Origin of the sequence: Lysobacter sp. GCM10012299 (assembly GCF_042649405.1) — a bacterium.
In the GTDB taxonomy this organism is placed as follows: Bacteria; Pseudomonadota; Gammaproteobacteria; order Xanthomonadales; family Xanthomonadaceae; genus Lysobacter_J.
Genome location: NZ_JBHRZC010000006.1, coordinates 143,635 through 165,168, shown reverse-complemented (window position 1 = coordinate 165,168; position 21,534 = coordinate 143,635). Strand labels below are relative to the sequence as shown.

General features: G+C 61.6%; 21 protein-coding genes and 1 tRNA gene. 12 read left to right on the top strand and 10 right to left on the bottom strand.

Features of this window, described 5'->3' with window-relative positions; genetic code table 11:
• The first annotated feature begins 5 nt into the window (after positions 1 to 5).
• Complete coding sequence (locus ACFOPO_RS15705; protein ID WP_386704390.1) at positions 6 to 1,535, top strand: O-antigen ligase family protein; 1,530 nt, start codon at positions 6 to 8, stop codon at positions 1,533 to 1,535.
• On the opposite strand, the gene ACFOPO_RS15700 is transcribed toward ACFOPO_RS15705, so the two are convergent.
• Positions 1,513 to 2,136 (bottom strand): energy transducer TonB, encoded by a 624-nt coding sequence (locus ACFOPO_RS15700; protein WP_386704388.1) that lies wholly within the window; start codon positions 2,134 to 2,136, stop codon positions 1,513 to 1,515. The two genes, ACFOPO_RS15705 and ACFOPO_RS15700, sit on opposite strands and share 23 nt — an antisense overlap.
• Before the next feature lie 184 nt (positions 2,137 to 2,320).
• Here ACFOPO_RS15700 and serS point away from each other — a divergent pair, with 184 nt between their 5' ends.
• Positions 2,321 to 3,613 carry a serine--tRNA ligase gene (gene serS, locus ACFOPO_RS15695; RefSeq protein ID WP_386704386.1) on the top strand — a complete coding sequence of 431 codons (1,293 nt, stop codon included), beginning with the start codon at positions 2,321 to 2,323 and terminating at the stop codon, positions 3,611 to 3,613.
• A 238-nt stretch (positions 3,614 to 3,851) separates the two neighbouring features.
• On the opposite strand, the gene ACFOPO_RS15690 is transcribed toward serS, so the two are convergent.
• A complete protein-coding gene (locus tag ACFOPO_RS15690) occupies positions 3,852 to 4,433 on the bottom strand; it encodes an FMN-dependent NADH-azoreductase (RefSeq protein WP_386704385.1) in 582 nt (193 codons plus the stop codon).
• Between the two features lie 104 nt (positions 4,434 to 4,537).
• On the opposite strand from ACFOPO_RS15690, the gene ACFOPO_RS15685 reads away from it, so the two are divergent.
• Together ACFOPO_RS15685 and ACFOPO_RS15680 are read left to right on the top strand one after the other, a co-directional pair.
• Positions 4,538 to 5,554 (top strand): LysR family transcriptional regulator, encoded by a 1,017-nt coding sequence (locus ACFOPO_RS15685; RefSeq protein ID WP_386704441.1) that lies wholly within the window; start codon positions 4,538 to 4,540, stop codon positions 5,552 to 5,554.
• An 80-nt stretch (positions 5,555 to 5,634) separates the two neighbouring features.
• Positions 5,635 to 5,724: transfer RNA gene (locus ACFOPO_RS15680), tRNA-Ser, on the top strand.
• 78 nt (positions 5,725 to 5,802) lie between these two features.
• Here the strand turns inward: ACFOPO_RS15680 and ACFOPO_RS15675 are convergent.
• On the bottom strand, positions 5,803 to 6,108 hold the full coding sequence (locus tag ACFOPO_RS15675) for a helix-turn-helix transcriptional regulator (protein WP_386704384.1): 306 nt from the start codon (positions 6,106 to 6,108) through the stop codon (positions 5,803 to 5,805).
• A gap of 111 nt (positions 6,109 to 6,219) precedes the next feature.
• Between ACFOPO_RS15675 and ACFOPO_RS15670 the strand changes: the two genes are divergently transcribed.
• Together ACFOPO_RS15670 and ACFOPO_RS15665 are read left to right on the top strand one after the other, a co-directional pair.
• Positions 6,220 to 6,888 carry a hypothetical protein gene (locus tag ACFOPO_RS15670; protein WP_386704382.1) on the top strand — a complete coding sequence of 223 codons (669 nt, stop codon included), beginning with the start codon at positions 6,220 to 6,222 and terminating at the stop codon, positions 6,886 to 6,888.
• Entirely contained in the window at positions 6,860 to 8,758 is a 1,899-nt protein-coding gene (locus ACFOPO_RS15665; protein ID WP_386704381.1) for a caspase domain-containing protein, read from the top strand. Before ACFOPO_RS15670 ends, ACFOPO_RS15665 begins: the two co-directional genes overlap by 29 nt.
• A gap of 102 nt (positions 8,759 to 8,860) precedes the next feature.
• Here the strand turns inward: ACFOPO_RS15665 and ACFOPO_RS15660 are convergent, their stop codons facing one another.
• The 4 genes from ACFOPO_RS15660 to ACFOPO_RS15645 all read right to left on the bottom strand — a co-directional run bounded on the left by ACFOPO_RS15660 (position 8,861) and on the right by ACFOPO_RS15645 (position 11,210).
• The gene (locus ACFOPO_RS15660) at positions 8,861 to 9,406 is read right to left on the bottom strand and encodes an HNH endonuclease signature motif containing protein (protein WP_386704380.1); all 546 of its coding nucleotides are present in this window, start codon (positions 9,404 to 9,406) and stop codon (positions 8,861 to 8,863) included.
• Complete coding sequence (locus ACFOPO_RS15655) at positions 9,403 to 9,951, bottom strand: hypothetical protein (protein WP_386704379.1); 549 nt, start codon at positions 9,949 to 9,951, stop codon at positions 9,403 to 9,405. The genes ACFOPO_RS15660 and ACFOPO_RS15655 overlap by 4 nt, the downstream gene beginning before the upstream one ends.
• Before the next feature lie 208 nt (positions 9,952 to 10,159).
• On the bottom strand, positions 10,160 to 10,453 hold the full coding sequence (locus tag ACFOPO_RS15650; RefSeq protein WP_386704377.1) for a hypothetical protein: 294 nt from the start codon (positions 10,451 to 10,453) through the stop codon (positions 10,160 to 10,162).
• An 88-nt stretch (positions 10,454 to 10,541) separates the two neighbouring features.
• A complete protein-coding gene (locus ACFOPO_RS15645) occupies positions 10,542 to 11,210 on the bottom strand; it encodes a recombinase family protein (RefSeq protein WP_386704439.1) in 669 nt (222 codons plus the stop codon).
• A gap of 980 nt (positions 11,211 to 12,190) precedes the next feature.
• On the opposite strand from ACFOPO_RS15645, the gene ACFOPO_RS15640 reads away from it, so the two are divergent.
• Complete coding sequence (locus ACFOPO_RS15640; RefSeq protein ID WP_386704376.1) at positions 12,191 to 13,162, top strand: DUF2806 domain-containing protein; 972 nt, start codon at positions 12,191 to 12,193, stop codon at positions 13,160 to 13,162.
• Here ACFOPO_RS15640 and ACFOPO_RS15635 read toward each other — a convergent pair.
• Positions 13,152 to 14,324 carry a tyrosine-type recombinase/integrase gene (locus tag ACFOPO_RS15635; protein ID WP_386704375.1) on the bottom strand — a complete coding sequence of 391 codons (1,173 nt, stop codon included), beginning with the start codon at positions 14,322 to 14,324 and terminating at the stop codon, positions 13,152 to 13,154. The two genes, ACFOPO_RS15640 and ACFOPO_RS15635, sit on opposite strands and share 11 nt — an antisense overlap.
• A gap of 173 nt (positions 14,325 to 14,497) precedes the next feature.
• On the bottom strand, positions 14,498 to 15,133 hold the full coding sequence (locus ACFOPO_RS15630) for a hypothetical protein (RefSeq protein WP_386704374.1): 636 nt from the start codon (positions 15,131 to 15,133) through the stop codon (positions 14,498 to 14,500).
• Positions 15,134 to 15,300: 167 nt separating this feature from the next.
• On the opposite strand from ACFOPO_RS15630, the gene ACFOPO_RS15625 reads away from it, so the two are divergent.
• Positions 15,301 to 15,648: a GFA family protein gene (locus ACFOPO_RS15625; RefSeq protein WP_386704373.1), complete on the top strand. Its 348-nt coding sequence runs from the start codon at positions 15,301 to 15,303 to the stop codon at positions 15,646 to 15,648.
• Positions 15,649 to 15,761: 113 nt separating this feature from the next.
• Positions 15,762 to 17,312: an arylsulfatase gene (locus ACFOPO_RS15620; protein WP_386704371.1), complete on the top strand. Its 1,551-nt coding sequence runs from the start codon at positions 15,762 to 15,764 to the stop codon at positions 17,310 to 17,312.
• Between the two features lie 48 nt (positions 17,313 to 17,360).
• Here ACFOPO_RS15620 and ACFOPO_RS15615 read toward each other — a convergent pair whose 3' ends face one another.
• Complete coding sequence (locus ACFOPO_RS15615; protein ID WP_386704370.1) at positions 17,361 to 18,386, bottom strand: AraC family transcriptional regulator; 1,026 nt, start codon at positions 18,384 to 18,386, stop codon at positions 17,361 to 17,363.
• A 154-nt stretch (positions 18,387 to 18,540) separates the two neighbouring features.
• Here ACFOPO_RS15615 and ACFOPO_RS15610 point away from each other — a divergent pair, with 154 nt between their 5' ends.
• The 3 genes from ACFOPO_RS15610 to ACFOPO_RS15600 all read left to right on the top strand — a co-directional run bounded on the left by ACFOPO_RS15610 (position 18,541) and on the right by ACFOPO_RS15600 (position 21,520).
• Entirely contained in the window at positions 18,541 to 19,521 is a 981-nt protein-coding gene (locus tag ACFOPO_RS15610; RefSeq protein WP_386704368.1) for a quinone oxidoreductase family protein, read from the top strand.
• Positions 19,522 to 19,532: 11 nt separating this feature from the next.
• Positions 19,533 to 20,381, top strand: a complete 849-nt coding sequence (locus tag ACFOPO_RS15605) for a TauD/TfdA dioxygenase family protein (RefSeq protein WP_386704366.1) — start codon at positions 19,533 to 19,535, stop codon at positions 20,379 to 20,381.
• Between the two features lie 83 nt (positions 20,382 to 20,464).
• Complete coding sequence (locus ACFOPO_RS15600; protein WP_386704364.1) at positions 20,465 to 21,520, top strand: 3-keto-5-aminohexanoate cleavage protein; 1,056 nt, start codon at positions 20,465 to 20,467, stop codon at positions 21,518 to 21,520.
• Positions 21,521 to 21,534 lie beyond the last annotated feature (14 nt).

The following is a 21,534-nucleotide window of genomic DNA, read 5'->3' as shown; positions in this document are numbered from 1 at the left end:
CGGACATGGCCGACCGCCGCGATGGCGGGTCGATCCCCGTGGCGCCATTGACCCAGATCGACGTCACCCCGCGCCTGCTGCGGGTGGCGCTGTGCGCCCTGGGATTCCTGGCGTTCTTCGCAATGACCGATTTCGACCTGTACATGCGGCCGGAATTCGGCGCGCTGGCGGCCCTGGTGGCGATGTTCTTCGCCGGTCGTACGCCCTGGCGGGAGCTGGCTGCGCTGCCGGTGGTGCGCATGCTCGGGATCTTCATCGCGTTCCTGATCGTGCACAGTCTCTACGCGACCTGGGTCGTCCCCGACATCGGCTACTCCGATCAGCTCTCCACCGCCGCCAAGCTGGTGCGGCTGGGCGTGTTCTGCTGCGTGGTGGGCTGGTGGCTGTCGGTGTGCCCGCGTGCGATACCTGGGCTGCTGGGATTGATGGTGCTCGGTCTGCTGGTGGCCGTGCTGTACCACATGCCGTGGCATTCGTTGCCGGAGATTTGGGACGGCAAAATGCGTCCGCGCTTTGGCATTCCCGAGAACCTGAGCGGGCAGCTGGCCGCGGTGGGTGGCTGGCTGGCGCTGTGCCTGTTGATCGGCATCTGGCGCGACCATCCCCATGGCAGTCGCCGCAACTGGTTGCTTGCCGTCGGCTTCGTTGCCTATGCCGGAAGCTTCTGCGTCCTGCTGTTTTCGCAGTCACGCGGCGCGTGGCTTGCGTTCCTGTCGGCCACGCCGCTGGCGATCCTTGGCTATTGGTTGACGCGACGCCCGCGCGGGATCCGCACGCTGCCCTTGCAACCTCTGGTGCTCGCGACCGTCATATCGGTCCTGCTCGTGCTCGGCGCGCGCGATATCTTCGCGACCCGTTTCGCCGGCGCCGATCGCATGTTGCCGGCCGCCGAGGAGGCGGCCGAACAGGCGGCCGAACAGGCGGCCGACTCCGTTCTCCCCGCCGATGCCCAGCCCGTTGTCCACGTCCCGAAAAAGGCATCCAGCGAAACCGCGGCACCCGCGCAATCCGCTGCAGTGGCAGAACCGGCGCCGGTCGCGGATGTAGGCTCGACCATCGACATGACGGTTCCTGGCAACAAGGCGATCGGTATCCGTGTCCGCCTTTACGAGCTGGGCGTGGAAAAGTTCAAGGAGCGTCCGTGGCTCGGCTGGGGCCTGGACTCGACGGGATCTCTGATCGAATCCGCGCACCTTGACCTCGCCGGCGAGCGCCATGTCCACCTGCACAACTCATACCTGGACGCGCTGGTGGGCATGGGACTGGTCGGCTCGCTGCTGCTGTTGACCCTGTTCGTGCTGGTCATGCGCGAGCTGGTGCTGGCCTGGCGCGGTGGGATCATCTCCACTGCCAGCTTCTGGGCGCTGGCCGGCTGCGTGGGCATCGTGCTGGTGGCCAATGCATTCGATTCGCTGCTGTGGCGCTTCGAGTACGCGCGTGCGCCGCAGGAACTGCTGTTCGGCTGCTGCATCGCCTACGCATTGATCCGGCGCCGCGGCGCGGACGCCGCGGTCACCGCTGCGCGTCGAACCTGATCGGAACGATCACCGAGCCGCTGACCGGCTGGCCGTTGCTCATTGCCGGGCGGAAGTGCCAGCGCCGTACCGCATCGACGGCTGCGCGATCCAGATACCGCGAGCCGCTGCTGCCTTCGACGCTGACCTGTGCCGGCGCGCCGTCGGGGCCGATCTCGACGCGGACATTGACCGTGCCGCTTTCGCCCCGGCGAAGGGCTTGGGTGGGATACCGGGGCGCAGGCGTCTGCCCGGCGATGGGCTCAGGCCGGCTGGTCGCAACCGCGGTTGGCGCGGGAGCCGGAGTTGACTGCGGCAAGCTCGGCGGCGGTACCGGCGGTCGCGTTTCGACCAGCCGGGGCCGTTCCTCACCCTCGCCAGAATCCGTACCCGTCGGCTTGGCCGGACGGCTGGCGCCACCCGCCCCGGCAGCGGGCAGTGGCGCGGGCAGGGGGGCGTATTGCGGTGATGCCGCCGTCGGCAATGACGCTCCGCCACGCTCCGCCGTACGGTCGCGCCCCAGCGACAACACCAGGACGAACAGCAACAGGCCTGCGACAAAAGCGCCCAGCACCCATAACAGCGAGCGTCGGCCAGGCAGCCATCTGGACAGGGAAGCCATCACGGAGCCTGCCGAGCCTGCCGATATGGGGTGCGGTGTCGCAGGTGCGGATAGGGACATGGGCCGTCCGGCTGGGATTCTCAGGCGATTCTGAGGGTCGGGTCGTTAATGATTCGGCAACCGGTCGCCGTTGCAGGCGGTTACACGCGATAATCGCGAACTCGATCACCCCACGCCCCTGACAATGCTCGATCCGAACCTGCTGCGCCAAAACCCCGCCGAACTCGCGCAGCGCCTGCGCCAGAGCCGGGGTTACGACCTCGACGCCGGTGCCCTGGAAGCGCTGGAAGCCGAGCGCAAGCAGATCCAGATCCGCACCCAGGAGCTGCAGAACCTGCGCAATACCCGCTCCAAGGCGATCGGCATGGCCAAGGCCAAGGGCGAGGACGTCGCGCCGCTGATGGCCGAAGTCGCCGGCTTCGGCGACGAGCTCAAGGCCAGCGAAGCGCGCCTGGAAACCATCCGCGGCGAGATCGAGGCCCTGGCGCTGACGATCCCCAACCTTCCGCACGAGTCGGTGCCCGCCGGCCAGGACGAAAGCCACAACGTCGAACAGCACCGTTGGGGCACGCCGCGCTCGTTCGGTTTCGCGGTCAAGGACCATGTCGAACTGGGCGCGCGCAATGGCTGGCTCGACGGCGATACCGCCGCAAAGCTCAGCGGTGCACGCTTCACCGTGTTGCGCGGCCAGCTCGCCCGCCTGCACCGTGCACTGGCGCAGTTCATGCTCGACCTGCACACCAACGAACACGGCTACCAGGAAACCAGCGTGCCGCTGCTGGTCAATGCCGACAGCATGCGCGGCACCGGCCAGCTGCCGAAGTTCGAGGACGACCTGTTCGCGACGGTGGTCGGCGATGGCGAGAACGCACACAAGCGCTATCTCATCCCGACGTCCGAAGTGCCGCTGACCAACATCGTGCGCGACGAGATCGTCGAAGCCGATGCGCTGCCGTTGCGCATGACCGCGCATTCGATGTGCTTCCGCGCAGAAGCCGGCAGCCACGGCCGTGACACGCGCGGCATGATCCGCCAGCACCAGTTCGAAAAGGTTGAGCTGGTCACCATCGCGCAACCGGAAGAGAGCTACGCCGAGCACGACCGCATGACGCGTTGTGCCGAGGTGGTGCTGGAGAAACTCGGCCTGCCGTACCGTCGCGTGCTGCTGTGCACCGGCGACATGGGCTTCGCCGCGACCAAGACCTACGATCTCGAAGTATGGCTGCCCTCGCAGGACACCTACCGCGAGATTTCCTCGTGCTCGAACTGCGAGTCCTTCCAGGCGCGCCGCATGCAGGCCCGCTGGCGCAATCCGGCGACCGGAAAGCCGGAGCTCGTGCACACCCTCAACGGTTCGGGCGTGGCCGTCGGTCGCGCGCTGATCGCGGTGATGGAGAACTACCAGAACGAGGACGGCTCGATCACCGTGCCCGAAATCCTGCGGCCGTATATGGGCGGCCAGGACAATATCTCCTGATCGTTTCCAGGAACCCGGGTGCGGCCTTCGGCCTTACCCGGGCTACGTAGCCCGGGTAAGCGCAGCGCACCCGGGACGGCGTCACGCAAAAAAAAAACGGGCCCGCACTGCGGGCTTCGCAAAAAAAACGGGCCCGCAATGCGGGCCCGTTGCGTTCCCCCGGCCCAAGCGGGGAGGGATGGGCCGGGAACGCCTAGTCAGACAGCCTGAATCAGGGAAGGGGAGTCCCCGGGGGTTATCAGGCGGCCTGTGCCAGAGGCGAACGGATGGACGCATGGGCAGCGGCCAGCGCGTCGGTGCGGTGCTGCTCCGAGTAGGCCACGCCTTCGGCGCGGACGATCTCCAGCTCGGTCACGCCGAGGAAGCCGAACACCTGGCGCAGGTAGGCCTCCTGGAAGTCAGCCGGGCTGACATCGCCATAGATGCCGCCACGACCGCTGGCGATGATCACGCGCTTGCCACCGGCCAGGCCCTCGGGGCCCGCTTCGGTGTAACGGAAGGTGCGGCCGGCGACGGCGACGCGGTCGATCCACGCCTTCAGCGTCGAGGGGATGCTGAAGTTGTAAAACGGGGTGCCAATCACCACTACATCGGCATCCAGGAACTGCTGGATCACGGCTTCGCCGGCGTCCGCCTCGGCCTGGTCGGCCTTGGACAGGATGCGGCCGGTAAGGTGCGGGATCGGATCAGCGTCCAGGTCGCGATACTCGACCGACAGGTCGGCGTGCGATTCCTGCCAGCGCTTGACGATGGCGGCGCTGATCTCGCGGGTGATGGAATTGGCGCCCAGGGCGCTGGAGTCGAGGTGGAGCAGTTTCATGACGGCCTCTGCAGCTGGATTCGGCGGGGGTGCCGGGTTGGACGCCAATCTATGCCGTTGCAAATGTGGGATAAAGCTGGTCAACTATCACTAACTGTTCTGGAATTGGAATTATCGCCATGCAGGACCTGAACGACCTCTACTACTTCGCCATGGTGGTCGAGCACGGCGGCTTTGCCGCCGCGGAGCGCGCACTGGGCATCCCCAAGTCGCGCCTGAGCCGCCGCATCAGCCAACTGGAGACCGACCTCGGTGTCCGGCTGTTGCAGCGTTCCACCCGCCGGTTCGCCGTGACCGACGTCGGCAACAGCGTCTACCGCCACGCGCAGTCGATGCTGGCCGAAGCCCAGGCCGCCCACGAAGTGGTCGATCGACTGAGCGCCGAGCCGCGTGGCGTGATCCGCGTCAGCGTGCCGGTCGGCATGGCCCAGCAGCAGATGCCCAAGCTGCTGCCCGAATTCCTCGCACGCTTCCCGCAGGTGCGGGTGCAGTTGCTGGTCAGCAACCGTCGCGTCGACATCATCAACGAAGGCATCGACGTCGCCCTGCGCGTGCGAGCCAAGCTCGACGACGACGGCAGCCTGGTGATGCGCAGCTTCGGCCAGATCCAGGAACTGCTGGTCGCCAGCCCCGATTACCTGCGCCGCATGGGCCGGCCGAAGAACCCGGATGAGTTGGGCGACCACGTCACCCTCAGCATGAGCGAGGACGACGCGCGCCAGCGCTGGGAGTTGCACGGCCCCGATGGCGACGTGCGCCGGGTCGAACTGAAGCCGCGGGTGATGGGCTTCGACTTCCCGATGCTGATGTCGCTGGCCCAGCAGGGCGTGGGCATCACGCTGCTGCCGGAAACCGTCTGCGCAGAAGCCGTGCGCCGCGGCGAGCTGGAAGTGGTGCTGCCGAACTGGCGATTGCCGCAGGGCATCTTCCACGCCGTGTTCGCCTCCCGCCGCGGCCTGCTGCCAGCGGTGCGGGTGTTCATCGACTTCATCGCCGAAAAGGCCCCGGGCCTGGTCGAATCCGCGCGACTGCAGTGCAAGGAGATCAAGGGGATGTCGTGCCCGGAGGACGGCACCGCGCCGGTACCGCCGGCGGAGATCCGGATTCCGACGCAAGCGTGAGCGTGCAGGCGTGAGAGCTTGCCGGGCGGCTATGCGACAATGCGCGGCCCGCCAGGCGGGCCAGCAGTCGCCAGACAATCGGAGAGATGGCCGAGTGGTTTAAGGCAGCGGTCTTGAAAACCGCCGTGGTAGCAATACCACCGTGGGTTCGAATCCCACTCTCTCCGCCATATTCTATAGAATGTCGTGAATAATCAAATAGTTACGTGTTCACGTCCGTAACTATCCACAAGATCATTCCACAGAAATCAGCTCGCTGTCGCGTCCTCTATCCACGCGGCAACTTCGCCCTCGCGCCATCGTTTTGCGGTTGTCCCTTTGACTGACACTGGGGGAGGGAAGCTGCCTTCTTTGACCCGCTGATAGATCGCCGATTTCTTCAGGCCTACCAGCGCCTCGACTTCTTCCAGCTTAAGCAAGCGCGAAGGGTAGGATGAATTCTGCTGCGCCATCTCCATCGCCTTGGCCAGCATGGGGAGGTCGGACTCCTCAAGCTCTATCCGGTCCGGCTGGTCGCCTTTTCCTTTGAGAATAACTAGTTCGCGCCTACTCACTTTCTACTCCCTTCATTTGCGGAACTGCTTCGTTCACGTGCCAGGCGTTTGGTGCTGAGCGCGGTTGCCAAAATCATGCGATAAGTCCTCCAACTTCAATCCGAAATGCCGATGAATAAAGACGAGAAGCCCGTAACCCGGGTGTATGTCCCAATGCCACGACAATTCAAGGAGTTCATGTCGGCGGTCTCCGAGAAGATCGGTGAGATCCACGAGGCCAACACACAGCTGTACGTAGCACCAGAAAACATACAACGGCTCCGTCACGGGAGATCCTGGAATGTGCATCCAGCCGAAACTGGAACGGCTGGCAGCTTCCATTCGCTGTCAACCACCCACGAAATAAAGTTCGACGATCTGCTGGCGAACAACATAGAAAGGCTGCCTCAAGCGGTGGCGCAATGCGCAGAAGGGATGCATTCGGAGATTGCAAGGAGCATCTATTCAACCATAGGGGAAGCGGCTGACGCGGTGGGGAATAGCGTTTCCTCGGCGGATCACGGCAACAACTTGCTTGAGGCCATCTATGCCGTCATCGAGAAGGTCGAGTTCAGCGTGGACAAGTTTGGCAACGTGTCGCCTCCAACGCTTCACGTACCACCGGACATCGGTCGAAAGCTGGAAGAGTTGAAGAGTCAACTGAATCCGGAGTTCGAGGCCCGATTTGAAGCGCTTATGGCTGCTAAAGCCGAGAGTGCGTTAACCGCAGAGGAGGCTAGAAAGGGAAAGTTCATCAACTATGGGGGGTCAGATGAGGCTTCTGTTGGCAATCGGCTGTGACACTTACGATCATGTGTCGTCGCTAAATGGGGCAGAGGTGGATGCCAATCGAATATTCGAGCGTCTAACATCTCCTTTAGTCGGAGCATACGATCCGAGCCTTTCCCGCCTCCTCCGCTCCCCAACATCGGATGACATTCGCTCGGCGCTCCGCGAGCTCCTTCTTATTGGAGCCTCAATTGATGAGTTGACGATCTACTTCGCCGGTCACGGCTCCGTGGGGCCGGCAAGCTTCTATATGGCGACCCGGGATACTCGGCTGGACGCGCTCTCCATGACCGCACTTTCTCTTGGAGACGTTTTGCGGGCGGTTGCAGAGTCTAAAGCGCTGCACACGAACATCATCATCGATGCCTGTCAGAGTGGAGGATTGATTGAGGATCTGAATGTGATCCTTAAGAGCACCTTGATTGGAGGTTCGGGGTCACCTGGAATCACGCTTCTCGCAGCTTCCGCTAGTAACGAGTACGCAGCGGAAACGACTTCCGGTGGGCTTGCGACCAATGCATTGCTCGAATGCATTTCAGGTACTCAGCTTGTTCGGGATGACGTTCCGACTCTGGAGTTGGTCGAGATTGGCCGCGTAGTTGCCGCCAGATTGGTCGATTCAGGGCAAGCGCCTGTCGTATGGGGGTTGAATCTGCATGGTCCGTCTCGGTTCTGTTCCAATCAGTTGTATTCAAAACAAGATGTCGACTTGCGAAATGCGCTTACTAAGAATGCCGGTAGTTCGCACGTAGTCGCATCGAAAGATTCGGCAGAGCTTTGGAAGCTGTACTACTCCGTGCTAGATGATTGGGATGCTCGAAGGTATGCGCTTTCACTTCGCAAAGCGCTCAAAGGCATCGAGTCGAGCTCCGTTGGGCAAATCAGTGACTTAGCTTATCGGTTCTGCACATCAGTGCTCTCGCGTTCCTCAGCATCGACGGATGCGCTGCTTCAGTTAGAAATTCGTGGTGCAACCCTGTCGTCCCTGTTGCCGTGGATGCATCAGCCAGAGGTTCGCGTCACGGCCTCACTAATTGCAACGGATTTGGTGTCGGCATCTCGCGAGGTGTGCGCCAAGCTGCTTGCAGATCTTGCCGTGGATAGGTATGTGCTGCTGTACGGTCGAGGAGGGCTTCCTGACTTGTACTATCTTCCGATTAGGGTGTCCCAGATTGTTGGCTGGCTGGCTCTCTCGATCTTCGATAAGAGTTCCTTCGATCCAAAGGAGTCGCCAGACTCTTCGCGGTATCTAATGCTTTGCCGTCAGGTGCTGGACCTTTATCCAGGTGCATTCACCGCAATGAGCGAGTCACAAGCTCCGTTCTTGGTTGTTGCAGTTCGAGCAACAGAGGAAGCAGGGTCGCGCGAAACTAGCGAAGAGATGCTTGGATACTTTGTGAAATCGGCTATTGAATGCAACGCGTTGTTTGGCGATGCCGAGCTAAGCGGTGGTGACGCGTTCACCTATCTCTATGCGCGGGCATCCGATGAGTTGGCGACTGTGCGAGATCTCGTGTCCAATCCGTCGGAACTCTTGACTGTGATCTTGCGTCTTGGGCAAGTTCTCGGGTTGGACGATGTTTTGGATCAAGAGTTATGGAGTCTTGACGGTAGGTCGTGTGTGGCATTTGTCAGCGACGCGCTCTCTGAGTACGGCGACGAGAAGATCGAGTCAGGCCAGAACCAGGTTTGGCAGGTTGGAAGGAATATCTTCCGGGTTGCAGATTTTGGGGGCGCTTGGTTGCCGCCGAAATCTGTTGATCCAGACGCTCTTGTCTCACTGAGCATGGCTTGCGCTTGCTTAGTGCTCAAGGATCGGGTTCCTTGGCAGCTAGTTGATGAGATCCTCGTAAGAGACGGAGTGGCTGAACTGCCATCCTAGTTGCAGGGCGGCCGAGCCTCAGCCTAAGCGCGATGGGCGGCGTTGATTTGAGCCACGCGGTGCAGCGTGCGGGAGCCGGAGCCCCCGCGCGCTGGACGTGCCTTAGTGGGTTCTCCTGGAAACTTTCGCATCGGGCCTTTGCTTGAAGTACCACTGCGCTTCACTCTTGTCTGTTAGCGCAACGTCTGCGTACTGCCGAACAAGAAAAACAGTCCAAGGCGAAACGTCCAGTTCTTCGCCCCATTCCCATTCCGTTTTCAGATGCTCCGTCTTGATGATTTCCAGGCGTTCGCGGAAGCACAACCGCGCGACTTCCTTCTTAGCGCGCGCCATTCCGAATGCCAGAGATGCATTCTCGGCCCGAGTTACGAGTTGGAGGTTAGATAGGCGGTTGTCAGCCTTGATCCCATTTCGATGGTCAATCTCTTGCCCTGTGGGAACTGAGACCCCATTCGCGGCTTCCCACACAAGGCGATGTACCGTTACAGACGTAGTGCCACCTTTAGGGCCGACTGGAACGACCGCATAGCCCGAATTGTTGAGAGTCATCGCAAGCGGCACCAAACCCTTGCGAATGTACTTCCGGTAGATGATCCCGCGTTCCACGTCCACCGGGTGCCCGGTGCGGAAGTGGGTAATTACGGTCATGAGCGCTTCTCCGTCGCCAGCGAGAGGGAACTGGCGATCAGATGAGCGTCCAGCTTGAGCGCGTCGTCCATCCCCAGCTTACGTAGCAGGTCGTGCTTCGTTCCGAGCACATCGCACAGCACATGCGTTGCCACTAGATCAGCAGGCATCTCGTCCTCCAGGCGCATTAAGGTGTCAGCCGATCCCTTAGGAACGTATGCCCAGCCATAGCGCTCATGTGGGATGACGCAGTGCTGCCAACCCTCGCGCTGGCTGTAGCCTTGCCGGCCACGGACAAGCAGCGATTCCAAAGAACTGAACGCTTGGAGCGTGCGGCCAATGCTCAGCGCCTCCCCATCAAGCTCGGAAACATCGGGGGTGCTCTTGGATAATGCCTCCATGAAAGCCCGATTGACGCAGCTAGCGGAGCCGATGCCGGTGGACGATGCCAAGGTTGCCGCTAGCTCCGAACCGTCGCCTGTCGAAACAATCACCGCCGACCGCACACGCGTGTTGCCAAGACCACATTTCGAGTGATGCGCTTTGACGCTGTAGATCACAGTCAACGAGGGTCTAGCTTGGAGCCTCCCTTCCTCGGATGTGATTGCCCCGCGCTTCCAAGTGGCCGTCCAGTGATCGGAGCCCGTAGCCTTCGGTAACTTGCTCACCTTTCCTGCCTCTGCTACCGTCATAGTTGAGTCCTCCGGTGTTTGCGCATAGGTTGATTTGTCAGAGAGCCTCCGGCTGCAACCGGGGGCTTTCGCTTTGTTGGGGTTAGGCATTCCAGATGTCCTCCCCGCTGCTTGCATCTCCATCCAGCGCCTTCAGCACAGCGGCGTGAGCTTCGGGGTCAGTCTCTGCCAGCCTGCGCAGCTTCTCGGCCAGTTCCTGCTCATTTCCGGTCGCCTTTGCTGTGTCGGGGTTAGCCTTCCGCCATCGCTCAGTCAATGGACTGCTGGTGTTCTTTCGCCAGGTCTCGTTGCACTCCTGCTCTGTCCTCTGTCCGGCACTTCGCCATGCGGCAAGCAGGCCTTCCGTGGTCGACTTTTTGAACCTTTCACTACTCATCTTTGTCTTCCTCTTGTTGGTATTGGAGCCATCACGTTGCGACCGCAGTCGCTGCTAGCCACCGGCTCCACCGTGGCGTAGCAATCCCTTAGGCGCAGCTAGCACCAATTGCTCGCGCCACGCTGGTGGGGTGCCAACGTTTGCCTGTCGCGGTTTGGATGCCTCTAGCGTTCAACTCATCGGCAATCGCACGAAGGGTTGTCAGCCCTCGCTGCCTTATCTCTTCTATGACCGGAGTGAGCGTGGCCGCCCTCACCGCAGCCCGTCGCTGCTTTGCTGCTGTGGCTGCGTGGTTGCCCTTGCCAGCCCGTCGCAGGGCTGCTGCCCCGTTGGGGTTGCCCAAGGTTTGCCCGCGCCTCTTGGCGGCTGCTAGAGCGTCCCTTGTGCGTCGGCTTATTGCCTCGCGCTCTTGCTGAGCCACGAGCGCGAGGACTCCAATGGTTAGGGAGTCTGCGTGCGGCATGTCCGCGCACACGAAGGACACCCCGCTATCGCGAAGCGTGAGAAGGAAGGCTGCGTTACGGCTGAGCCGGTCTAGCTTGGCGATGACAAGGGTTGCCCCTGTCAGCCTGGCGAGCCTCAGAGCCTTGGATAGCTCGGGCCTGTCGTCCCTCTTGCCACTCTCCACCTCTGTGAAGGTGGCCACCAACTGCGCGCCATTTGTCCTGGCGTAGTCCTGTACGGCTGCCTGCTGCGCCTCAAGGCCCAGCCCCGAGGCTCCCTGCTGCCTCGTACTGACCCGGTAATAACCCACCATCTTCATGTTTACACCTCACCTAACGAGCGTTAGGCGAAGTGATACAGGGCGGATCAGATTAATTGAATTGCACTAATGACACTAGGCAAGTCATTGAAAAGACTAAGAATGTGTAATTATGTGGCGTTTAGTGTGACCCCCGGTAGGGCGGGGGATGGGGGGTGTCGAAAGGGTATGAAATAGGGGGCGGGATTACGACAAAAAAACTATACAGTTAGGCGATCTCATACCCAGAACCCTTATTACACAGCGTTCCTAAGAACATTCCGGCTTGCCGCTAGCTGGCCGGGCCAGTGTGGCAGGGGCTCGGATGCAATTCAACAAGGCGGAATCGCACAAGCGATTGATATAAATGGAAAATAACCCTAGAAAAGACAAAGGGCCGGCTTGTATGCCGGGAAAGACGGCAAAACAAGCCAAGCCCCTTGGAGCTAGGCGTCACCTTTGGTGAAAGTGCAGCCTGCTACTCGTTAACCGTGAGTCTTTCCCATCACGGCTGATTGTTTATTGGTGGTTTTGTTGCTGATGTGCGTCGCATCCTCTGGTCGGGATGCTCGCTAAGAGTGTTTTTAATAACGAACTAAGCTAGAAGCTTGTTCCTTCGTCTGTTTTGGACAGACTCGGGACAGGGGAGAGAACCTGGGCCCCACCTAGCTAAGTTGTCTTCGCCTCTCTCGATCTGTCCGACCCGCGTTTACGGCTCTAGCCGATGGTGCGTCACTCCGCGCCGTAGCGCTCTCTGTCGGATTTAATCGCGACCCCTGTCATAACCGCTGAGGGAGACGTAGCCAGTAAACACGCCCTACTGGTGGCGTTATTCCCCTAATACTATGATTATATACACACCGTCTCAATAAGTCAAGAGACGAGCTGTAAGCTATTGATTATAAACATAGACTTAGGCCTAACGTGCATGCTATAACAGGCAAACTGCGCGAAACCTGAACGGGTGCAAGATGGTCGATGGGCCTTACGAGAAGATGATCATTCGTCTCTGGGAAACTGTCGAGAAAGGCGGGGCTGGGTTATTCGGTCCTTGGCAGGCCCGCCGGGCTGGTCGAGCGGCATCAGAGGTTAGGCGCGATGAGCTCCTGATGCTGGCTCAGGCGGAGAAGGACGCCGAGGCGATCCGAAACGGAGAGTTGCGTTTTGATCCGACGAACCATGTCTTGCGGCTCTCTCACTACAAAAGTCAACCTCCTTCGGGTGAGGCCTCCTCCCTGCTACTAGCAGCTGCTGCTTCTGCCGATGTGGCAGATCGTCTACGGCGTGAAGTGAACGTGGCCAAGGCTCTTCACCATGCTGAGGCGGCGCTTGAGAGTGATGTACAAGAGCCGCCACAGGAGCGGCCAGACGAGGATTGGTTTTTCAGGTGGCGTGAGAACGCGAGTCAGGTGGGAGCGGAGGAGCTCCAGTACCTCTGGGGACGCGTGCTTGCCGGAGAAGTAAGCGCTCCAGGCAGCTATTCACTTCGAACCCTTGAGTTCCTCCGAAACCTCTCCAAGCGGGAGGCTGAGACTGTGGCTGTTGCGTGTCGCTATGCAGTGGAGGGATTCATCTTCAATGAGCTTGGTAGCGACCGCCTGGAGAAGGCGGGGCTCGATTTCGACTCCCGTTTGGAGCTCGAAGCGATGGGTTTTCTGGCTGCGGCGCAGGACGGCATTTCAACAAACATCGGCGGGACCAGATCTGATAGGAGAATCCTCCTCCGATGCAATGACCTTGGCCTAGTTGTAAAGCTTAAGGAGGGGGGCGACTCGTTCTCTGTTCCTAGCCATCCTCTCACTCAAGTTGGAAAGCAGATATCGAAGCTCGGCGACTTTAGTGCCGATCAGGATTACGTGCGCGCACTTGGGGAGCAAGTGAAGTCGCAGGGTCACGAGGTCATGCTTGCTCGATGCAAGTCAGTCGGTCCCGACGAAGTGTCCTATACCCATCTTTTCACTTTGTAGAAGTATAAGTTGCCCAATCCTGCATCAGTCTCTTGCGTTTCTCTAGCAGACCACCGCGTCTATAGGCCGCTTCCGACCTATTCTTGATCGTATGGGCTAGGGCAGCTTCACTAACCTCGTTGGCGTAGCTGGTCGTTTCACTAGCCCAGTCTTTGAACGTGCTGCGGAATCCGTGGACTGTCACGTCCACTTTCATGCGCCTGAGCACTGCCGGCATTGCCATATTGCTCAGATGCCCCTCGCTGCCTCCGGGAAAGATGAATTCCTCGGGGTTGTGCGGCTTGGGAAGCTCCTTGAGCAGCTTCAATGCCGCTTCTGGCAATGGCACTACATGCTCCTTGCCAGCTTTCATCCTCTCGGCGGGGATGGTCCATAGCTTTCCGTCGATCTCCTTCCACTTCGCGCCAATAGTCATGCCCGTGCGGGCAGCGGTGAGGATGGTGAATGCCAGGGCGATGGATGCAACACCCTCCTGCTTATCAAGCTTGGTCATAAAGCCCGGAAGCTGCTTGTAGGGCAGGGCGGTGAAGTGCTCAACCTTCTTCACCTTGGACGGCTTAGGGAGTTTGTGGCTCAGGACGCCTCTCCATTGAGCGGGGTTGGGCTTGGCCCATGCTTTGCCTACGCTGGCGCTGCTGATGACTGCCTCCACGCGCATGCGGACACGGCTGGCCGTCTCGTTCTTTGTCTCCCAGATGGGGGTTAGTGCCTTGAGCACGTCATCAATGCCAATCTCGTTGATTGGCAGGTGCCCTATGTAGGGCTTGGCGTATTCCCGTAGGGTGCTGGTCCATTGAGCGACGTGCTTGGGGTTAGCCCATCCCGCTTTGTGGCTAGTGATGTGTGCCTCTGCCGCCTCCCAGAACGTGGGAATCTCGCTCTGTGCGGCCTTCTGCGCTGCGCGAACCTTCAACGGGTCTTGGCGCTTGGCCGTCTTATCGCGTGCCTCCTCGGCCTTCTGGCGAGCTTCTGCGAGGCTGACAAGCGGGTAGGAGCCTAGCCCCATCTCCCGCGCCTTGCCTGTCTGCATGTAGCGGAAGACCCATGACCGGCTGCCAGTCGGGGCGACGAACAAATAGAGGTTCCCTCCTAGTCCGTGCTTGCCGGCAGCGGCTACCTTCACCTGCTTGTCTGTGGTGATTGGTTTCTTCTTGGTGGCCATGTTCCACAACTCAGTTCCACAAATTGTTGTGGATGGTAGCGGAAGCTGGTGGAGCGTGGTGGAAGGCTTAGTGAACTAGGTGGCTGTTTTTGTAAGATTTTGCGGAAGGCAACGGACGGCTATGGACAGTCTATGGCAGACACTCTCTCCGCCAATGCTTCCTTTGGCGCGACCTACTTGGCGCGCTCCGAAACATTGATCGAGTTCCACTCCCAGGTCTTGCCCTCGTCAGCCGAGAAGGCCTGGCTCCAGATCGGGTGCTGGGGATCGCGGACGTCCCAGCGGAACACCACGATGATCTTCTTGCCCTGGTAGGTATCGCGGGCGAAGAAGTGGCCGATCTTGTTCTCGAACGAACCGACGACCGGCGGATCCAGCTTGCCGGAATTGCCATCGGCCCAGTAGATGCTCCACAGCCGCGTCTTCGGATCGAACAGGCGCAACGCCACGCCCTCGTATGGCTTGTCCGCGGACTGTTCGGTGTACTTGTCGATGTTGCCGATGCCGTCGAGGATCTGGTGCATCTCCACGCGCGACTCGAAGTCGATCCATTCCTTAGAACCGGTGAGCCGGGATTTCAGCTTGCGATTGCGCAGGTTCCAGTTCCCGACGAGGTAATCGAAGTCGTGTGGCGAGGAAGTTGCCGACGGGGTGATCGCGAGCGCTCCGTCGCTGTCGAAATGCAGCGCCGGGATCGCGATCGTCGTGTCGGGAACCAGCGGGTCACGTGCAGGCGTTGCAGCAGTGCACAAGACGGGCAGCGAGGACAGCGCCAGTGCAATCCAGACGAGTATCGTGCGTGCTCTCATGGTGCGTGCCCTCATGGGCCTTCCTCCGATGTCGGCGCGATATCACACACCCTTGCCGTTGAGATACTGTGAAGGATGGCCGTCTTGCCTGTTCCGCGCGGAGAGGAATCATGATCACGGGTCGATGCCTTTGCGGTGCCTCCGGATACGAATCGCCCGGACCCGCCTTGTTCTCCACCGTCTGCCATTGCAGGGATTGCCAGCGCGCTTCGGGAAGCGGCGGCGTACCCGTGCTGGGTGTTGCCCGGTCTTCGTTCGTCTCCCGGGGCCCAATCAAGCAGGTGCGTACGAAAGGCGGAAGCGGACATGCCGCGGTACGCAACTTCTGCATGGAGTGTGGAAGCCTGCTGTACGGAACGCCGGAATCGGCACCCGAGCTGGTGACCATCTATGCCGGAACGCTGGATGACCCGGCGGATTTCCACCCTCACGATGCCATCTTCGTCGCCCATCGGCCAGCGTGGGCGAAGCTGGCGATGGAGCTTGTCGAGCATTCGGAATTCCCGGGCACGTAGCCTGTAACTCCATCGACCTTCATCCTTCACGCTGGGCAGACGCCATCTATAAACAATCCATGAACCGCTCTCCTCGGCCCGATGTGAGCGGCTGACCCGCATCGGAGATCGTCATGGCCCAGAAGAAAGCCCCCGCCAAGAGCGGGCGAAGCGCATCCAAAGCCGCATCCTCCAGCAAGCCCAACATCCTCGTCATCTTCGGCGATGACATCGGCATTCCGCAGATCAGCGCCTACACGCGCGGTCTCATGGGCTACCAGACGCCCAACATCGACCGCATCGCCAACGAAGGTGCGCTGTTCACCGACTCCTACGGCCAGCAGAGCTGCACCGCCGGGCGCGCCTCGTTCATCCTCGGCCAGGAGCCATTCCGCACGGGCCTGCTGACCATCGGCATGCCGGGCGACCCGCACGGCATCACCGACTGGATGCCGACGATTGCCGACGTAATGAAGACCCAGGGTTATGCGACCGGACAGTTTGGCAAGAACCATCTCGGCGACCAGGACCAGCACCTGCCGACCAATCACGGCTTCGACGAGTTCTTCGGCAACCTTTACCACTTGAATGCGGAAGAAGAGCCCGAGGGCTACTTCTATCCCAAGGATCCGGCGTTCAAGAAGAAGTACGGTCCGCGCGGCGTGATCCATTCGCATGCGGGCGGCAAGATCGAGGACACCGGTCCGCTTAACGTCAAGCGCATGCCGACGGTCGACGAGGAATTCCTTGGTGCGGCGCAGAAGTTCATCAAGAAGAGCGTCAAGGACGACACGCCATTCTTCGTCTGGTTCAACACCACGCGCATGCACGTCTTCACCCACTTGAAGAAGGAATCGCTGGGCAAGACGGGCAAGGGCCTGCACGCCGACGGAATGGTCGAACACGATGGCCACGTCGGCCAGCTGCTGGACTTGCTCGACGAGCTCGGCATCGATGACAACACGATCGTCGTCTACACCACTGACAACGGCGCCGAGATCGCGCTGTGGCCGGACGGTGCGATGACCATGTTCCGTGGCGAGAAGGGCTCGACCTGGGAAGGCGGCTTCCGCATCCCGATGGCGATCCGCTGGCCGGGCGTGATCAAGCCGGGCACGGTCATCAACGACCCGATCTCGCTGCTCGACATGTTCCCTACCTTGTGTGCGGCCGCAGGCGCGCCCGACATCAAGGAACAGCTGGCCAAGGGCACGACTTTGGGCAAGAAGAAGTTCAAGGTGAAGCTCGACGGATACAACTTCATGCCGTACTTCCAAGGCAAGGAGAAGAAGGGGCCGCGCGACGCCATCTTCTATTTCGACCAGGCCGGCAACCTCAATGCCCTGCGCTTCCAGGACTGGAAGCTCAGTTTCGCCGCGCAGGCGCACGGAAACATTGCGACAGGTTCACGCACGGTGACCAACTGGGCCATGATCTACAACCTGCGCATGGATCCCTACGAGCGCGGACTGGAAGATGGTGGCGGCGCGATCGATTTCCTGGCCAGGCAGATGTGGCTGATCGTTCCGGTGATGGGGGCAATCAAGACCTTCTTCTCCGACTTCATGGACTACCCGTATCAGGCAGGCAGCAATCTCAATGCCGGCTCGATCAACTACGGGCTGTTGAAGCAGGCCGACGCGCTCAAGCGTTTGAAGCAGATCGAATCCCTGCATCCCAACTGATGGCGCTACTGCCCCGGGCGCGCCTTGCGCCCGGGGCAGGCCGGGCCATCAACGATTCTTCGGCAGCTCGCTGCGCGAGCGAAGGTCCTTGCGCCATGCCCGTGGCGCCATGCCGAACTCGGCCGAGAACCAGCGCGTGAACGAACTGGGCGCCGAGAATCCCAGTAACCGCCCGACCACCTGCAACGAGTAGTTCCGGTTCTCCATGTAGCGGACCGCCAGGTCGGTGCGGACTGAATTGAGGATGTCGGAGAACGTCTCGTTGGCTTCTTCGAGGCGGCGCTGCAACGTCCGTACGTTCATGCCGCGGCCGTGCGCGACCTGCTCGATGGTGGCCTGGCCCATCGGCATCAGGATGTAGAGATCCTTGCGTACGTCGGTGGTGATGGAGTTCTTGTCGGGGGTTGGCAGCGACTCCACGAGGCGTTTGACATACACGGCCATCGCCGGGTCGGCGGATGGATTGCGGTAGGTGAGGTCGGCGGCGTCGCAGACGATACCGTTGAAGTCGCGGTTGAACTCGGTGGCACAGCGGAACACGCGGCGGTGGACCAGCAGGTTCTCCGGCGGGCCGTGGGTGAAATGCACGCTGTGCGGCTTCCAGTGCGGCCCGAGCAGGAACCCGCACAGCCGGTACAGCGCGCCCATCGCCAGTTCGATGGCCTGGCGCGAGGTCGGGCCCGGGCCGGGCACGAACTCCTCGCGGATCACCACCGTGCGCCCTCGCTCCTCGACATGGATCGCCAGCAGCTCGTTGAGCAGGTGCCGGTACTTCATGGTCGTCATCAGCGCATCGCGCAGCGTCGGCTGGTGGATCAGCAGCAGGCTGACCACGCCGAAGTCCGACAGCTGGCGCGATTCGGCCATGCGCAGGCCAAAGGTGTCGCACTCTGACTGCCGGGCGGAATCCTCCAGCAGCTTGACCGCGGCGGCGGCGGGGATACGCCGCTCGGGGTCGGACAGCATGGTCCGGCTCAGTCCGGCCGTGCGCAGTAGCGGCTGCGGATTGAGGCCCAGTTGCTGCGCCACTTCGAAATAGTTTTTCAGCGTGGCGGCACGGATGAGGCTGCTCATGGACCGGTTCCAGGGCTCGGACGCCTTGTCATGATATGAGAAATCGGTGTCGCCGTTTGGAAAGATTTGCGCCCCTCCGCCTGCCTATAGTCGAAGCCGTCAGCCCCCTTGAGGGGTGCCCCGATTCATAGTTGAGAGGTTGCAGAAAACTGCCATGGCCCACGCTGTTCGATTCCATGAGGCCGGCGGCCCCGAGGTCCTGCGCTACGAGTCCGTCGCGGTCGGCGAGCCCGGCCCGGGCCAGGTGCGGCTGCGCCACGTCGCGGTCGGCCTGAACTACGCCGACACTTATTTCCGCAACGGCACGTACGTGATCCCGCTGCCGGCCGGCATCGGTGTCGAGGCGGCGGGCGTGGTCGAGGCCGTGGGCCCTGACGTCGACCAGGTCGGCGTCGGTGACCGCGTCACCTATACCGGTTTCATCAACACGCTGGGGGCTTACAGCACCGAACGCCTGGTGCCGGCGGCGCCGCTGATCAAGCTGCCCGAGGCCATCGCCTGCGAGACCGCGGCCGCCATGACCATGCGCGGCCTGACTGCGGCCTACCTGATGCGCCGCATTCATCCGTTCAAGGCGGGTGATTCGATCCTGCTGCATGCCGCCGCCGGTGGCGTCGGCCTGATCGTCGCGCAGTGGGCGAAGCTGCTTGGCCTGACCGTGATCGGCACCGTGTCGACCGAAGCCAAGGCCGAGATGGCGCGTGCCCATGGCTGCGACCATGTCATCAACTACAGCCACGAGGACGTCGCCAAGCGCGTGCGCGAGTTGACCGCCGGCGAAGGCGTGTCGGTGGTGTTCGATAGCGTCGGCAAGACCACCTTCGAGGCCTCTATCGATTCACTCAAGCGCCGCGGCCTGATGGTCTGCGTCGGCACCGCATCGGGACCGATCCCGCCGTTCAATCCGCAGCTGCTGGCCATCAAGGGTTCGCTCTACATGACCCGTCCGGCGCTCGCCGATTACATCGCCGACCCGGCCGAGAAGGCCGAACTGGCCGCTGAACTGTTCGACCACGTTGCCGCTGGCCGCATCCAGATCGGCATCAACCAGCGCTACGCGCTGCAGGACGCGGTGCAGGCGCATCGCGACCTGGAGTCCCGCAAGACCACTGGCTCGTCGATCTTCGTGATCTGAGGAAGGCCGACATGCGCGCCGAACTGCTGACCTGCGCCATCGGAGCCGAGCTGGTCGGCGTCGACCTGGCCGATGCCATCCACGACGACGGCCTGTTCCAGGAATTGCGCCGCTTGCTGGTCCAGCACAAGGTGCTGTTCCTGCGCGACCAGGACATCACCCGCGCCGAGCACGTCGCGTTCGCGCGGCGCTTCGGCGAGTTGGAGGATCACCCGGTCGCGGGCAGTGACCCGGAGCACCCGGGCCTGGTGCGCATCTACAAATCGCCCGAGCAGCCCAACGAACGCTACGAGAATGCCTGGCACAGCGACGCGACGTGGCGCGTGGCGCCGCCGTTCGGCTGCGTGCTGCGCTGCGTGGAATGCCCGCCGGCGGGCGGCGACACGATGTGGGCGAACATGGTGCTGGCCTACGAAAAGCTGCCGGAGCACATCAAGCAGCAGATCGACGGCCTGCGCGCCCGGCACAGCATCGAGGCAACGTTTGGCGCGGCGATGCCGGTCGAGAAGCGTCTCGCCTTGAAGCAGCAGTTTCCCGATGCCGAGCATCCGGTGGTGCGTATCCATCCGGACACTGGCGAGAAGATCCTGTTCGTCAACGCCTTCACCACGCACTTCACCAATTTCCACACGCCCGACAACGTGCGTTATGGGCAGGACTACACGGCCGGTTCGCAGCAACTGCTGCAGTACCTGATCAGCCAGGCCCATGTCCCCGAGTACCAGGTCCGCTGGCGCTGGACGCCCAACAGCATCGCCATCTGGGACAACCGCAGCACCCAGCATTACGCAGTGATGGATTACCCGCCTTGCCATCGAAAGATGGAGCGCGCGGGAATCATCGGCGACGTGCCTTGTTGAGCGGGCCTTCAACGTCCTGCACCTGACCCATCCGGCACCGCCGATCCGACTGCACCACCGCCGCGCATTTCACGGAGATACCCATGAACTTCCTCGATGGATCGTTGTTCCCCGAGAACCAGCCCAAGCTGGTGATCACCGCCGCGCCGTACGGCCCCGAGTGGCTGCCGGCGGACTTCCCGGAAGACATCCCGGTGACGATGGAGGAGCACATCCAGAAGGCGGTCGACTGCTACAACGCCGGCGCCACCGTGCTGCACCTTCACGTGCGTGAGCTGGACGGCAAGGGCTCCAAGCGCCTGTCGATGTTCAACGAGCTGCTGGCCGGCATCCGTTCGCGCGTGCCGGACATGATCCTGCAGGTCGGCGGTTCGATTTCGTTCGCGCCGGAAGGCGAGGGCAATGTCGCCAAGTGGTTGTCGGACGACACCCGGCACATGCTCGCCGAGCTGACGCCGGCGCCGGACCAGGTGACGATCGCCATCAACACCAACCAGATGAACGTGGTCGAGCAGATGTGCGAGGCCGACCTGGCCGGCACCAGCCTGGGCACGCCGGAGGGCTACCGCGCCTATCGCGAGATGACCATCCCGGCCGGTCCGGAATGGGTCGAGGAGCACATCCGCCGGCTGTCGGCCAATGGCATCCAGACCCACTTCCAGCTCGCCAACATCACCCAGTTGGAGACGGTCGAGCGCATGATGCGCAAGGGCACCTGCAACGTGCCGCTGATCCTGACCTGGGTGGCGATCGGTGGCGGCTTCGACGCGCCGAACATCTACAACCTGGCCAACTTCGTCCGCGGCTGCCCGGATGGGTCGGTGCTGACGCTGGAGTCGTCGATGCTCAACGTGCTGCCGCTGAACATGATGGCGATCGCGATGGGCCTGCACGTGCGTTGCGGCAACGAGGACAACATCTGGACCCAGCGCCGCGACCGCAAGATGGGCAGCGTCGAGCAGATCGAGCAGCTGGTGCGGATCTCGCGCGAGTTCGGCCGCGAGATTGCCACGCCGGCGCAGGCGCGCGAGATCTACAAGATCGGCACGTTCTACAAGAGCGCCGACGAGACGCTGGCGGAGAATGGTTTTGCGCCCAATCGCCGTCCTGTCTGGAAGGGCGTGCCGCAGCCTGCCTGACGCACACCGCATGA

Excerpts from the sequence above, each read along its gene's own strand:
- ACFOPO_RS15705 (WP_386704390.1), top strand. The coding sequence starts at position 6 with ATGGCCGACCGCCGCGATGGCGGGTCGATCCCCGTGGCGCCATTGACC.
- ACFOPO_RS15700 (WP_386704388.1), bottom strand. The coding sequence starts at position 2,136 with ATGGCTTCCCTGTCCAGATGGCTGCCTGGCCGACGCTCGCTGTTATGG.
- serS (WP_386704386.1), top strand. The coding sequence starts at position 2,321 with ATGCTCGATCCGAACCTGCTGCGCCAAAACCCCGCCGAACTCGCGCAG.
- ACFOPO_RS15690 (WP_386704385.1), bottom strand. The coding sequence starts at position 4,433 with ATGAAACTGCTCCACCTCGACTCCAGCGCCCTGGGCGCCAATTCCATC.
- ACFOPO_RS15670 (WP_386704382.1), top strand. The coding sequence starts at position 6,220 with ATGAATAAAGACGAGAAGCCCGTAACCCGGGTGTATGTCCCAATGCCA.
- ACFOPO_RS15665 (WP_386704381.1), top strand. The coding sequence starts at position 6,860 with ATGAGGCTTCTGTTGGCAATCGGCTGTGACACTTACGATCATGTGTCG.
- ACFOPO_RS15660 (WP_386704380.1), bottom strand. The coding sequence starts at position 9,406 with ATGACCGTAATTACCCACTTCCGCACCGGGCACCCGGTGGACGTGGAA.
- ACFOPO_RS15650 (WP_386704377.1), bottom strand. The coding sequence starts at position 10,453 with ATGAGTAGTGAAAGGTTCAAAAAGTCGACCACGGAAGGCCTGCTTGCC.
- ACFOPO_RS15645 (WP_386704439.1), bottom strand. The coding sequence starts at position 11,210 with ATGGTGGGTTATTACCGGGTCAGTACGAGGCAGCAGGGAGCCTCGGGG.
- ACFOPO_RS15640 (WP_386704376.1), top strand. The coding sequence starts at position 12,191 with ATGATCATTCGTCTCTGGGAAACTGTCGAGAAAGGCGGGGCTGGGTTA.
- ACFOPO_RS15635 (WP_386704375.1), bottom strand. The coding sequence starts at position 14,324 with ATGGCCACCAAGAAGAAACCAATCACCACAGACAAGCAGGTGAAGGTA.
- ACFOPO_RS15630 (WP_386704374.1), bottom strand. The coding sequence starts at position 15,133 with ATGAGAGCACGCACGATACTCGTCTGGATTGCACTGGCGCTGTCCTCG.
- ACFOPO_RS15620 (WP_386704371.1), top strand. The coding sequence starts at position 15,762 with ATGGCCCAGAAGAAAGCCCCCGCCAAGAGCGGGCGAAGCGCATCCAAA.
- ACFOPO_RS15615 (WP_386704370.1), bottom strand. The coding sequence starts at position 18,386 with ATGAGCAGCCTCATCCGTGCCGCCACGCTGAAAAACTATTTCGAAGTG.
- ACFOPO_RS15610 (WP_386704368.1), top strand. The coding sequence starts at position 18,541 with ATGGCCCACGCTGTTCGATTCCATGAGGCCGGCGGCCCCGAGGTCCTG.
- ACFOPO_RS15605 (WP_386704366.1), top strand. The coding sequence starts at position 19,533 with ATGCGCGCCGAACTGCTGACCTGCGCCATCGGAGCCGAGCTGGTCGGC.
- ACFOPO_RS15600 (WP_386704364.1), top strand. The coding sequence starts at position 20,465 with ATGAACTTCCTCGATGGATCGTTGTTCCCCGAGAACCAGCCCAAGCTG.